The sequence below is a fragment of the Streptomyces longisporus genome, from assembly GCF_039532765.1.
Taxonomy (GTDB): domain Bacteria; phylum Actinomycetota; class Actinomycetes; order Streptomycetales; family Streptomycetaceae; genus Streptomyces; species Streptomyces longisporus.
Map to the genome: position 1 here is coordinate 158978 of NZ_BAAASG010000008.1, position 12669 is coordinate 171646.

Annotated in this window: 13 protein-coding genes; 4 read left to right on the forward strand and 9 right to left on the reverse strand. The window is 72.3% G+C overall.

From position 1 onward, the window contains the following. Positions 1–36: 36 nt before the first annotated feature. The 3 genes from ABD355_RS17805 to hypA are packed head-to-tail and all read left to right on the forward strand — an operon-like array spanning position 37 to position 794. Positions 37–243, forward strand: a complete 207-nt coding sequence (locus tag ABD355_RS17805) for a hypothetical protein (RefSeq protein ID WP_344401374.1) — start codon at positions 37–39, stop codon at positions 241–243. Positions 244–262: 19 nt separating this feature from the next. After that, the gene (locus ABD355_RS17810) at positions 263–448 is read left to right on the forward strand and encodes a hypothetical protein (RefSeq protein WP_344401375.1); all 186 of its coding nucleotides are present in this window, start codon (positions 263–265) and stop codon (positions 446–448) included. Positions 449–455: 7 nt separating this feature from the next. Then, complete coding sequence (gene hypA, locus ABD355_RS17815; protein ID WP_344401376.1) at positions 456–794, forward strand: hydrogenase maturation nickel metallochaperone HypA; 339 nt, start codon at positions 456–458, stop codon at positions 792–794. A 55-nt stretch (positions 795–849) separates the two neighbouring features. Here hypA and hypE read toward each other — a convergent pair whose 3' ends face one another. The 9 genes from hypE to ABD355_RS17860 all read right to left on the reverse strand — a co-directional run bounded on the left by hypE (position 850) and on the right by ABD355_RS17860 (position 10514). Then, entirely contained in the window at positions 850–1917 is a 1068-nt protein-coding gene (gene hypE / locus ABD355_RS17820; RefSeq protein ID WP_344401377.1) for a hydrogenase expression/formation protein HypE, read from the reverse strand. Further along, entirely contained in the window at positions 1910–3043 is a 1134-nt protein-coding gene (gene hypD / locus ABD355_RS17825; RefSeq protein ID WP_344401378.1) for a hydrogenase formation protein HypD, read from the reverse strand. Before hypD ends, hypE begins: the two co-directional genes overlap by 8 nt. Next, complete coding sequence (locus ABD355_RS17830; protein WP_344401379.1) at positions 3040–3357, reverse strand: HypC/HybG/HupF family hydrogenase formation chaperone; 318 nt, start codon at positions 3355–3357, stop codon at positions 3040–3042. The genes hypD and ABD355_RS17830 overlap by 4 nt, the downstream gene beginning before the upstream one ends. Before the next feature lie 3 nt (positions 3358–3360). Then, positions 3361–5700 (reverse strand): carbamoyltransferase HypF, encoded by a 2340-nt coding sequence (gene hypF, locus ABD355_RS17835; RefSeq protein WP_344401380.1) that lies wholly within the window; start codon positions 5698–5700, stop codon positions 3361–3363. Beyond that, positions 5697–6446 (reverse strand): hydrogenase nickel incorporation protein HypB, encoded by a 750-nt coding sequence (gene hypB / locus ABD355_RS17840; protein ID WP_344401381.1) that lies wholly within the window; start codon positions 6444–6446, stop codon positions 5697–5699. Before hypB ends, hypF begins: the two co-directional genes overlap by 4 nt. 45 nt (positions 6447–6491) lie before the next feature. Next, positions 6492–7088 carry a hydrogenase maturation protease gene (locus tag ABD355_RS17845; protein ID WP_344401382.1) on the reverse strand — a complete coding sequence of 199 codons (597 nt, stop codon included), beginning with the start codon at positions 7086–7088 and terminating at the stop codon, positions 6492–6494. Continuing rightward, positions 7085–8803 (reverse strand): hydrogenase maturation protein, encoded by a 1719-nt coding sequence (locus ABD355_RS17850; RefSeq protein WP_344401383.1) that lies wholly within the window; start codon positions 8801–8803, stop codon positions 7085–7087. The genes ABD355_RS17845 and ABD355_RS17850 overlap by 4 nt, the downstream gene beginning before the upstream one ends. A 66-nt stretch (positions 8804–8869) precedes the next feature. After that, complete coding sequence (locus ABD355_RS17855; protein ID WP_344401384.1) at positions 8870–9238, reverse strand: hypothetical protein; 369 nt, start codon at positions 9236–9238, stop codon at positions 8870–8872. 46 nt (positions 9239–9284) lie between these two features. Next, a complete protein-coding gene (locus ABD355_RS17860; RefSeq protein ID WP_344401661.1) occupies positions 9285–10514 on the reverse strand; it encodes a glycosyltransferase in 1230 nt (409 codons plus the stop codon). 184 nt (positions 10515–10698) lie between these two features. On the opposite strand from ABD355_RS17860, the gene ABD355_RS17865 reads away from it, so the two are divergent. Further along, positions 10699–12666, forward strand: coding sequence for an RICIN domain-containing protein (locus ABD355_RS17865; RefSeq protein ID WP_344401385.1), 1968 nt, complete (start codon positions 10699–10701; stop codon positions 12664–12666). The last annotated feature ends 3 nt before the right edge of the window (positions 12667–12669 follow it).

The window sequence follows — 12669 nt, forward strand, 5'->3', positions numbered from 1 at the left end:
ACTCCGCGGCGCGGAGGCGAGAAAGGAGAACACCCCATGGGCAACATCAGAGTCGGCCGACCCCAGGCCAAGCCCGACTCCACCGGGCATGTGCCCGGCATGCACCAGGGCAACACAGGGCCTTACGGCCACCAGACCGGACACCACGAGGACGGCACCGCCGACGCGCGCCGCTCCACCGGGATCCATTGGAAGCGGCACGACGCCCTCCTCGACGTCATGCCGAACATCCCGCCGGGATGAGGAACGACAGGGAGCCGGAATGAAGGTCCAACGAGCAGACCGCGCGCAGAGCGCAACGACGGGACGGCAGCTGCTGATGGCGGAGGCCGCCCTGGCCGGTGCCGTGGCCCTGGCGCTGTTCGTCCGGGAGTGGCCGAGCCTCAGACGCGAGTTCCGGATCTACCGGATGGCCGGCGGCTTCCGCGCAGGCCACCGCTACCCGTGAACCGACCGTGCACGAGTTGTCGATCGCGACCGCGATCATCGAGCGGGCCGACGAGCTCGCCCGGGCGGACGGCACCAAAGCCGTCTCGGCGGTGACCGTCCGGGTCGGCGAGCTGGCCGGGGTCGTACCCGACGCACTGAGTTTCGCGTTCGAGGTGGCCCGCGACGGCACCGCTCTCGCCGCGGCCCGGCTCGTGGTGGAGCCGGTCGCCGCGCACGCCTACTGCGGCGCGTGCGCGCAGGAGTTCCCGGTGGGCATGCCCCCGTTCTTCTGGTGCCCGCACTGCGACCGGCCCTCCACCGACCTGCGCAGCGGCCGGGAACTGGAGATCACCGGGATCGAGTGACGCGTACGAGGCCCCGCCGCAGCATCGAGCTGCGGCGGGGCCTCGTGTGCAGGGCTCAGCAGATCCGCGGGAGCTGCTCGCCGAGCGGCAGGTCCACCACCCGGGTGCCGCCGAGGCCGGTGGAGACCACGACCATGCCGGGGTGCTCGGCCACACACTCGCCGATCAGCGTGGCCCCGGCGCCCTGCGGATGGGCGCGCATCGCCGCGAGGACCTCCTCGGCCGCGGTCGGCGGCACGAAGGCGACGAGTCGGCCCTCGCTGGCGACGTAGAGCGGGTCGAGGCCCAGGAAGCCACAGGCGTTCGCGACGGCGTCCGGCACCGGGATGGCCCGCTCCTGCAGGCGGACACCGGTCCCGGAGGCGCGGGCGATCTCGTTGAGCGAGGCGGCCAGACCGCCACGCGTCGGATCCCGCAGGACGTGGAGGTCGGGCGTGACCGCCAGCATCGCCGCCACCAGGTCCGCGAGCGGTGCGGTGTCGCTGGCGAGCTCCACGCCGAACTCCAAGCCCTCCCGGACGCTCATGATGGCCACCCCGTGCAGGCCGATCGGACCGCTGACGATGACGGCGTCACCGGGCCGCGCACGCTGGGGACGGATGTCCACCCCGTCGGGGACGAGCCCCACACCGGCGGTGGTGACGTACACGCCGTCGCCGTGCCCGGACTCCACCACCTTGGTGTCGCCCGTGGCCACGGTGACCCCCGCCGCCTCGGCCGCCGCGCCCATGGCCCGCGCGATGCGCTCGACCACGGTCAGTTCCACGCCCTCTTCCAGTACGAAGGCGGCGGACAGGTAGGCGGGCCTGGCTCCGCTCATCGCGAGGTCGTTGACGGTGCCGTTGACCGCGAGGTCTCCCAGGCAGCCGCCGGGAAAGAACAGCGGCCTGACCACATAGGAGTCGGTGGAGAACGCCAGGCGCGCGCCGCCCAGTTCGAGGACGGCGGAGTCGGTGAGCGCGGCGAGGGTGGCATTGCCGTAGGCGGGGGCGAAGACCTGCTCCATCAGCTCCGCGGACAGGGCGCCGCCTCCGCCGTGCCCCATGACCACCACGGGCTGGTCGCGAAGGGGCGCCGGACAGGTCCAGCTCGCGGGGTCGACGGTTTCGAAGAGTTCAGGCAACGGGGTTCATCTCCTCCCGCGCGGCCTGCGGCGTCGCGGCGTTCATCCGGCGGTAGAGGTAGTAGGCCGCGCAGGCGCCCTCGCTGGAGACCATGGTGGCGCCGAGCGGGGTGCGCGGGGTGCAGGTGGTGCCGAAGGCGGCGCACTCGGTCGGCTTGATCAGCCCCTGGAGCACCTCTCCCGCGCGGCACTCGGCGGGCTCCTCGGTGCGGATCCCGGTGACGTCGAAGCGGTGTTCGGCGTCGAACGCGCGGAACGCCTCGGTCAGCCGCCAGCCGCTGAGCGGGATGGGCCCGATGCCCCGCCAGTTGCGGTCGGTGACCTCGAAGACCTCCTCGATCATGCGTACGGCGGCCGGGTTGCCGTCCTCGCGCACGGCACGCGGGTACGCGTTCTCCACCCGGTGCTCTCCGCGCTCCAGTTGACGCACCGCCCGGCGGATGCCCTCCAGGATGTCCAGCGGCTCGAAACCGGTCACCACGAGCGGCACCCGGAACCGCTCGGCCAGCTCGGGGTACTCGGCCGTGCCCATCACGCTGCACACGTGCCCGGCGGCCAGGAAGCCCTGGACCCGGCAGGCGGGGGCCGTCATGATGGCCTCGATCGCCGGAGGAACCCGCACATGCGAGACCAGGAGGCTGAAGTTGGTCAGCCCGAGGCGGCGCGCCTGGTGCACCGCCATCGCGTTGGCGGGGGCCGTGGTCTCGAAGCCGATGGCGAAGAAGACCACCTCCCGGTCCGGGTTGCGGCGGGCCAGCTCCAGGGCGTCCAGCGGTGAGTACACCACGCGTACGTCGCCGCCCTCGCCCTTGACCCGGAACAGGTCCCGGTCCGTGCCCGGGACCCGGAGCATGTCGCCGAAGGAACAGAAGATCACCCCGGGACGCGCGGCGATCTCCAGCGCCTTGTCGATGACCTCCAGCGGGGTGACGCACACGGGGCAGCCCGGCCCGTGGATCAACTCCACCTGCTCCGGGAGCAGTTGGTCGATGCCGTGCCGGATGATGGAGTGGGTCTGGCCGCCGCACACCTCCATCAGGGCCCACGGCCGGGTGGCGGTGGCGTGGATCTCGTCCAGCAGGCGCCGGGCCAGATCGGGGTCGTTGAACTCGTCGATGTACTTCACCGGACCTCGCTCTCTCGTGGTTCCTCACTCACGGCGGCGACTCCGGCGTCCCGCGACGCCTGTTCCCAGGCGTCGCCGAACTCCTCCTCCAGCAGCCCCAGTTCCTCGAAGAGCCGCAGGGAGGCCAGCGCCGATTCCTCGTCCAGGCGCTGGAGCGCGAACCCGACGTGCACGATGACGTACTCACCCACCCGCACGTCCGACACGTACTCCAGACACGCCTGTTTCTGCACACCGCCGAAGTCGATCAGCCCGGTGAGCGGGTCGGCACTGTCGTCGATGGCCACGACCTTGCCGGGCACTGCCAAACACATGGGTCACTCCTCTTGTCGTTCGTGCGCCGCGACCACGAGTTGTCCAAGGGCCAATCCGCCGTCGTTCGGGGGGACTTCACCGTGCCGGAGCACCGCGAAGCCGTCCTCGGCCAGCAGCCGTGTGCACTCCTCCTCCAGCAGTGCGTTGGCGAAGACCCCGCCGCTGAGGGCGACCGTGGCCAGGCCGGTGTCCCGGCGCGCATGCCGGGAGATCTCAAGGACGGCCCGGGCGACACCGCGGTGGAAGCGCGCGGCGAGCACGGGGACCGGTGTGCCGCGCCGCAGGTCGGCGACCAGTGCGCGAAGCATCGGTGCCGGGTCGCACAGGCCGGAGCCGATGCCGAAGGCGTACGCCGAGGTGTCGGCGTCCCGGGCCGAGGCGGCCGCGGCCTCCAGCTCCAGGGCGGCCTGGGCCTCGTATCCCGCGCGGTGGCACACCCCCAGAAGGGAGGACACCGCGTCGAAGAGCCGGCCCATGCTGGAGGTCGCCACACAGGCCACCCCGCGTGCCAACTGCCGTTCCAGGACGGTGAGTTCCGTATCCGAGCAGGCGGCGACACAGGGCAGGTCCGCGTCCCACCGCACACCTGCGGCCCACAGCCGGGCCAGCGCCAGCCGGCACGGGTTGGCCACCCCGGCGTCTCCGCCGGGCAGCGGGGCGGGGGAGAGGTGGGCGAAGCGCCGGTGGCCCGCGTAGTCGGCGAGCAGGAACTCGCCGCCCCAGACGGTGCCGTCGTCACCGTAGCCCGTTCCGTCGAAGGCGACGCCGATCACGGGTGTGGTGCCGTCGAGGCCGTGCTCGGTCATCGTCGAGGCGATGTGCGCGTGGTGGTGCTGGACGAACACGGGTGTGCGCGCGGGCAGTCGGGCGGCGCGGCGGCGGGCCCAGCGGGCCGAGTGGTAGCCGGGGTGCCGGTCGGCTGCGACGAGTTCGGGGGTGACACCGCTCAGCCGCCGCATGTGCCCCTCCGCCCGCTCGGCGGCCTCCAGCGTGGTCAGGTCCCCCATGTCACCGATGTGCGGGCCGAACCAGGCCTCGTCGCCCTCGCCGACGCACAGTGCGTTCTTGAGGTCGCCGCCCACCGCGAGCGCGGGCCGCACGGCGAGCGGCAGACGCAGCGGGCGGGGCACATACCCCCGGGACCGGCGCAGCACCTGCTCGCTGCCGTCGGCGCGCACCCGCAGCAGGGAGTCGTCGCACGGTGAGGCGATGGCCCGGTCGTGGGTGAGCCAGGCGTCGGCCAGCCCGGCCAGCCGGGTCAGCGCCTCCTCGTCGTCCGTGACGATCGGCTCCCCCGACCGGTTGCCGCTGGTCATGACCAGCACCCGAGGGCCCGGCCGATCGCCGGCCAGGCCCAACAGCAGGGCGTGCACCGGGGTGTAGGGCAGCAGCACGCCGAGCTGCGGGCTGCCCGGACAGACACCGGGAGCGAGGCCGAGGTGGGGGGCCCGCGTCCGCGGGCGCAGCAGGACGATGGGGCGGCGGGGGCTCGTCAGCGCCGAGCGCTCGGCCGCCGAGACCTCGGCGATCCGCAGCACGGTGCCGAGATCCGGGCACATCACCGCGAACGGCTTGCCACCGCGCTCCTTCCGGGCCCGCAGTGTGTCGACGGCGCGTGCGTCGGTCGCGTCGCAGGCAAGGTGATAGCCGCCGAGGCCCTTGACGGCGAGGATGCGGCCCGCTGCCAGCAGAGACCGCGCCGCCATCAGGGCGTCGCCGTCCGAGGCAGCACGGATGCCGCTGCCGGCCGCCGGCACCAGCCGCAGCCGGGGACCGCACTGTGGGCAGGCGACGGGCTGGGCGTGGAAGCGCCGGTCGGCGGGGTCGCCGTACTCCCGGGCGCATGCGGGACACATCGGGAAGCCGGCCATCGTGGTGACCGCCCGGTCGTACGGCATCCCCGTGGCGATGGTGAAGCGGGGGCCGCAGTGGGTGCAGGTGACGAACGGGTGCCGGTGGCGGCGGTCGGCCGGATCGGCCAGCTCCCGCAGACAGTCCTCGCAGGTCGCGGTGTCCGGCGGGAGCAGTGTGCGGCCCGCGGACCGTTCGGTGGCACGGATGGTGAAGGCGTCGTCCGCGCCCGTGGCGGGCAGGTCCTCGACGCCGACGCCGGTGACGGCGGCCAGCGGTGGCGGCTCCGTGGCCAGAAGGCCGCAGAAGCGGGCGACACCGTCGGGCGGGCCCTCCACCTCGATGACCACGCCGCTCGCCGTGTTGCTCACGAACCCGGCCAGCGCGAGATCGGTGGCCAGGCGGTGGACGAAGGGGCGGAAACCCACGCCCTGCACCGTGCCGCGCACAAGGACGCGGCGGCGTACCGCCTGCGCGGCCGGGGCGGTCACGAGACGCGGCCGGCTGCGAGGCCTGGTGCCTGATGCGCGTGCTGGTGGCCGTGGGGGTGCGGCGCGAGGGGAGGCCGGTGCACGGGGGCCCCGTCACGCGCGGCGAGCACCCGCTCCAGCACGGTCGCCACACCGGCGCCGTCACGGGCGCAGGTCCGTACGACCTCCACCCCGGGGTTGACCCGCTGCACATGAGCGACGAAGGCGGCCTCGTCGAAACCGGCGGGCTCGGCCAGATCGGTCTTGGTGAGCACGACCAGATGAGCGGAGCCGAAGGCCGTGGGGTACTTCAGCGGCTTGTCCTCGCCCTCGGTGACCGCCATGAGGACGATCCGCAGGCTCTCACCGAGGTCGTAGGCCGCCGGGCAGACGAGATTGCCGACGTTCTCCACGAACAGCACCGCGGTGTCCTCGGGCAGCCAGCTCTGCACATGGCCGCTGAGCTGCCGGGCCTCCAGATGGCACAGCCCGTCGGTCAGCAGCTGTTTGACCGGCGCTCCCGAACGGGCGAGCCGGTGGGCGTCGTTCTCGGTCGCCAGGTCGGCGGTGAGCGCGGCCACCGGGATGTGCCGTTCAACCGCCAGGGCCAGCACCCGACCGAGCAGTTCCGTCTTGCCGCTGCCCGGGCTGGACAGCAGGTTGACGACGGCGATCCCACGTCGGGCCAGTTCCTCGCGCAGGCCTGCCGCCAGGCCGTCGTTCTTCGCCAGGACGGCCTGGGTGACGTCGTCCATGGACTCGCACATGGGCGCTGCTCCTCGCGGTCGGTCAGCGGAGTGGGTGTCGGTGCGTCACCGATCCTCAATGCCGCCGGCCACCGGGAGCGGGACCTCGGCCGCGGACAGGCCCGCGGATTCGTCCGGGCGGCTCAACGAAGGCGTGGCCGCCGGGTCGGCGAGCAGTTCCGGGACCAGGGTGTGCAGGGCTGCGACGGCCCGGTCGACCGCCTCGCGAACCGGTGCGCTGACGCCCGGGGTGATGTCCTCGTCGCCGCGCGGCCGTACCTCGGGCTCGCAGGCGAGGACGAGGACGCGCGGCAGCGGCTCGTCGCCCAGGTGGGCGGCCAGGGCCAGCACCTTGGCCGGATCCATGCCATGGGCCTCGGGCGGGGCGGCGCCCGCGGTGCCGTCGGGCAGTTCCGGCTCGATCAGTGACAAGGTGCCCGGCCGGTGCCCCCGCGCGGCCGCGTCGACCAGGACGGCCGTGTCGTAGCCGTCCAGCAGTTCGTACGCGAGATCCAGTCCACGGATGCCGAAGTCCCGGACCCGGACCTCGGGAGGCAGCGGCCGCCGGTCCAGGGCTTGGATCACCTCGGGGCCGAAGGCGTCGTCCGCGAGGAAGATGTTGCCGACGCCCGCCACCAGCAGGCGGGTACCGGACCGCGTCACCGGACGTCCCCAGCGGCCGGGTCGCCGGCCGGGGCCAGGGGCCGGGCCTCACCGTTCGGCAGCTTGCGGACGAAGGCGGAACGCAGGGCGTGGTACGGGGCGTGCGGATCGAAGAAGATGGCACGCATACGGGCGAGTTCGTCCCGCCGGAACTCCGCGAGCGGCTGCCGTGCTTCGTCCGCCTGGCGTGCCGCGGCCTTCGCGGCGATCCGCTGCGAGAGGTCCGGGTCGCGGGCGAGTTCGGCCGCCAACCGTTCGATCTCGGCGGTGAACCCATGTGGCGGGGCCTGCACCAGACGGTCCACCAGGCCGATCCGTGCGGCGCTCGCGGCGCTCACCGGCAGCGCTTCGGTCGTCAGCCGCTGGGCCGTCTCGCTCCCGACGCGGCGCGGCAGCGTGTACGTCCAGAACTCCGACCCGTACAGGCCCATCCGCCGGTAGTGCGGATTGAGGACGGTGCCCGTGCGGCACCACACCTGGTCGGCGGCCAGGGCGAGCATGACGCCGCCGGCCGCGGCGTTGCCGCCGAGCGCCGCCACCACCACCCGGTCGGTGGTGCGCAGCACCGCCTCGACCAGGTCGTCCATGGCGTTGAGGTTGGACCAGGACTCGCCCGCCGGGTCGGCGGCCGCCTCGATGACGTTGAGGTGGATGCCGTTGGAGAAGAAGTCGCGGGTGCCGCCCAGCACCAGCAGCGAGGTGGGGCGGGTGAGCGCGTACCGGTAGGCGGCCAGCAGCCTGCGGCAGTGGCCGGTGCTCATCGCCCCGCCGGGGAAGGAGAAGCTCAGGAATCCGACGTCGCCGTGCTGCCGGTAGCGGATGTCGCTCCAGGTGATCCGGCCGGAGGGCAACTCCAGCGGTGCCGCGACCTCCGGCAGCGACGGGGCCGCAAAGGAGGCGAGCACGGAGGCCGCCGGGCGGCGGAACGGCGCCGGGTCGCCCGAGGCCTTGCGGGGCCGCAGTTCCGGGATCCACACCGCCCCGTCCCGGGTGGCCCGGCACACCGCCCCGGCGCGCGTCGCGAGCAGTTCCCCGGGGCGTCCGTGCAGCCGGTCCTCCGGATGCCCTCCGTGCAGGAACACCTCCCGGCCGCAGAGTTCGTCCAGGACCCCCGGCTGGGAGTCGGCCCCGCGAAGCTTGCGCAGAACCGTCTCCGTCGTGTCGGTCTCCCAGTCGATCCTTCGCTGCTCCCGGCGGAAGGAGTCGCGCCAGACCACCCGGATCGTGGGATCGCTCTGCGGCTGCGGCTTGAACGATCCGTCGGCGAACCGCCGCACCGCCAGCCGGACGGCGGCCGAGGCGGCGTCGGAGGCCTCGCCCCGGTACAGACTGCTCTTGCCGACCGGCGGCACCGGGAAGGCCTCGGCCGCCCATACCGCGCCCGCGTCCATGGCGGCCTCGGCCTGCAGCACCGTCACGCCCCAGCGCAGGGCACCCTCGGCGATCGCCCAGTCCAGGGAGGACGGGCCGCGGTCGCCGGGCGGCCCCGGGTGCACGATGAGGCAGGTGTGCCCCTGCCAGATGTCCTCCGGCAGCGCCGTCTTCAGCATCGGCGCGATGATCAGTTCCGGGCGGGTCTCGTGCACGGCGGTCCGGATCGCCTCGGCGCCGTGCGAGGCGAGCACGACGTCCACGCGGTGCCCTTCGTCGGACAGTTCCGCGTACACACGCTGGCACAGGCTGTTGAACGCGCTGGCGACGAGCAAGATGTCCATGACGCGGAATGATCGTCGGTATGCGGAAGGGCGAGAAGGACCGCGGCGGCGTTTCGTGGTCCGGCGTCAGGTCTCTTCCTCCATCCGGATCGCATTCCTCAGGTCCTCGAACGCCTTGCTGTGGTCGCCGCGGTGCCCTTCGAGCAGAGCGGCGGCGATCGCGTCGAGCTTGCGCTGGACCGCGTGCTCGGCACGCATCTCGGCGTTCTTCAGCAGCGCCAGGAGCAGCAGGGTCACCGCGGTCATGGACCCGCTCGCCAGCAGGAGCAGCTCGATTCTCAGATGCGCCAGGTGGGAGGCCACGAAGAAGGCGATGAGGGTCAGACAGACCAGGAAGAAGAGCGGGGAGCTGGTGAAATTGGAGGCGTATTCGGCGAATTGAGCGAACCGGCCGCGCCGCGGGCCGCCGCGCTGAACGGGACTCTTGAAGGTCATGAGCGAGGCTTACCCCGCCGTCCGCGCGCAGGGCGCTCATGGCCTCCTAGCCACCCCACCGGTCCACTGCCGCCAGCACCGGAGCCACCCCGTCCTCCCCTCGGATGCGTGCCCCGAGCGTCTCGGCGCGCCGCGCGAAGGCCGGGTCCCTGGTGGCCCGCATCAGTGCCGTGGCCAGTGTGTCGGCGGTGAGGCGGCGCAGGGGCAGCGTGCGTGGGGCGACGCCCAGGGCGACCAGGCGGGCGGACCAGAAGCCCTCGTCGAACTGGATCGGCACCGGCACGGCCGGCACCCCGGCGCGCAGACCCGCCGCCGTCGTGCCCGCGCCCGCGTGGTGCACCACCGCGGCCATGCGGGGAAAGAGCGCGGAGTGCGGGACCTCGTCGACGCTCAGCATGTCGTCGCCGGAGGCCTCCAGGCCGGCCCAGCCGCGCTGGATCACCCCCCGCAGCCCGGCCCGGCGCAGGGCGCGCACGATGCAGGCGCTGAGCCGCTCGGGATCGGGCACGGTCGCGCTGCCCAGGCCCACGAACACGGGCGCCGGGCCCGCGGCGAGGAAGTCCCGTACTGAGGGCGGGAGTTGAGGATCCGTGTCGTACGGCCACCAGTATCCGGTCACCGACAGGCCCGGCCGCCAGTCGTCCGGCCGCGGCACCACCAGCGGGCTGAATCCGTGCAGCACGGGCCGCCCCTGCCGCTCCCGCGCCCGCCAGGCCGCGGCCGCACTCACCCGGGGCAGCCCCAACCGCTGCCGTACCACAGGAAGCGCCCCGGCGAAGACCTGCTCCACGGCCAGGCCCACCCCGTGCCCGGCGATCCGGTTGCCCACCGCTCCCAGCGAGCGGACACCCAGCATCGGCGGCCCGAACTCCCGTGTGGGAGCGAGGGGTTGGAGCGGCACGTCCAGGTAGGGCAGCGACAGGCCCTCCGCGATGGTGTGCCCCAGCGGCCCCACCGAACCGGACAGCAGCAGCATGTCGCTCGACCGGGCGGCCGCCACCAGATCGTCCGTCATCCTCCCGACCAGCGCCCGCGCCATCGCGACCACCCGCACCAGCTTGCCCACACCGGTCGCACTGCGATGCAGCCCGCGCCCCCGCGAGGACTCCAGTTCCGCCCGCGGGTCGACCGGCAGCGGATGGAAACGCACCCTCGACCCGGCCACGAGCGGCTCGAAACGGGCATGTGTCACCAGAGTGACCTGGTGCCCGGCACGGGAGAGCCCGTGCCCCAGTCCCGTGTACGGGGCGACGTCGCCCCGGGATCCCGCCGTCATGATCGCGATGCGCACGACGGCCAGTATGGCGCCGCCGCACCCTTTGAGCGAGAACGCCCCCTCGCGATAGGCGACTTCGCGCTTGTCACTTCCGTTGACTTGACGCTCGCGGTGGCTCTACTTTCGGCGCGCAACGCGTTCGGAACACCGATCCTCGTTCGATATGTCGAATGAACGGAGTCGCATGTACCCCCCTCCGCGCTCGACCCGCAGAGGTCTCGCAGCCCGCTGCAGAGCCGCCGCCGTACGCCTCCTCGCCCTCGCCGTCACCGCGGCCGCCGCGCTTCTGTTCGCGGCACCCGGCCCCGCCCAGGCCGCGACGAGCCGTCAGATAGCCGTGCCCACCGCCCCGATGGGCTGGGCGTCCTGGAACAGCTTCGCCGCCAAGATCGACTACAACGTGATCAAGCAGCAGGTCGACGCCTTCGTCGCGGCGGGCCTGCCGGCGGCCGGCTACAAGTACATCAACATCGACGAGGGCTGGTGGCAGGGCACCCGCGACAGCGCCGGCAACATCACCGTCGACACCAGTGAGTGGCCCGGCGGGATGAGCGCCATCGCCGACTACATCCACAGCAAGGGCCTCAAGGCCGGCATCTACACCGACGCCGGCAAGAACGGCTGCGGCTACTACTACCCGACCGGCCGCCCCGCCGCCCCGAACACCGGCAGCGAGGGCCACTACGACCAGGACATGCTCCAGTTCTCCAGGTGGGGCTTCGACTTCGTCAAGGTCGACTGGTGCGGCGGAGACGTCGAGGGACTCGACGCGGCGACGGCGTACCAGTCGATCAGCGACGCGGTCGCCAGGGCGACGGCCACCACGGGCCGCCCGCTCACCCTCTCGATCTGCAACTGGGGCAAGCAGAACCCCTGGAACTGGGCGCCGGGCCAGGCTCCCATGTGGCGCACCAGCACGGACATCATCTACTACGGCAACTCGCCGTCGATGACGAACCTGCTGTCCAACTTCGACCAGACCCTGCACCCGACCGCCCAGCACACCGGCTACTACAACGACCCGGACATGCTGATGGTCGGCATGGACGGCTTCACCGCCGCCCAGAACCGCACCCATATGAACCTGTGGGCCATCTCCGGAGCACCGCTGCTCGCCGGCAACAACCTCGCCACGATGACGTCGGAGACCGCCGGCATCCTCAAGAACCCCGAGGTCATCGGAGTGGACCAGGATCCGCGCGGCCTCCAGGGCGTGAAGGTCGCCGAGGACACGACCGGGTTGCAGGTGTACGGCAAGGTCCTCGCCGGCACCGGCAACCGCGCCGTCGTCCTCCTCAACCGCACCTCCGCCGCCCAGAACATCACCGTCCGCTGGTCCGACCTCGGTCTGACGAACGCGTCCGCGACCGTGCGTGACCTGTGGGCGCGCGCCGATGTCGGTACCTACGGCACCAGTTACACCACCAGCGTGCCGGCGGGCGGCTCGGTCATGCTGACGGTCACCGGCGGGACGGAGGCGGCCGGCAGCACGTACACCGGAACCTCAGGCTTCTCGGGCGTGGTCGCCGGGAACACCGGCATCAAGGTCGTCGACGTGTCGTACACCAACAACACCTCCACGGCCCGCACCGGCACCCTCAAGGTCAACGGCCAGGGAGCGACCGCGGTCTCCTTCCCGCCGACGGGCGCCGGCCCGGGCACGATCTCGGTCGAGGTCGGTCTGTCCAAGGGCTCCGCCAACTCGCTCACCTTCTCCGGCGCCCCGACCCTCGACTCGATCACCGTCAGACCCCTGCCCGGGGCCAACGGATCCCAGGTCGTCGGCAAGCAGTCCGGACGCTGCCTGGACATCTACAACAACACCATCACCAACGGCACCCAGGGCGAGCTGTGGGACTGCAACGGCGGCCAGAACCAGGCCTGGACGTACACCTCCCGCAAGGAACTCGTGGTGTACGGCAACAAGTGCCTGGACGCCTACAACCAGGGCACGACCAACGGCACCAAGGTCGTCATCTGGGACTGCAACGGCCAGAACAACCAGAAGTGGAACGTCAACAGCGACGGCACCATCACCAACGTCAACGCCGGCCTCTGCCTCGACGCCTACAACAACGGCACGGCCAACGGCACCTCCACGGTGCTGTGGTCCTGCGGCACCGGAGACAACCAGAAGTGGACGCTGTCGTAGGCC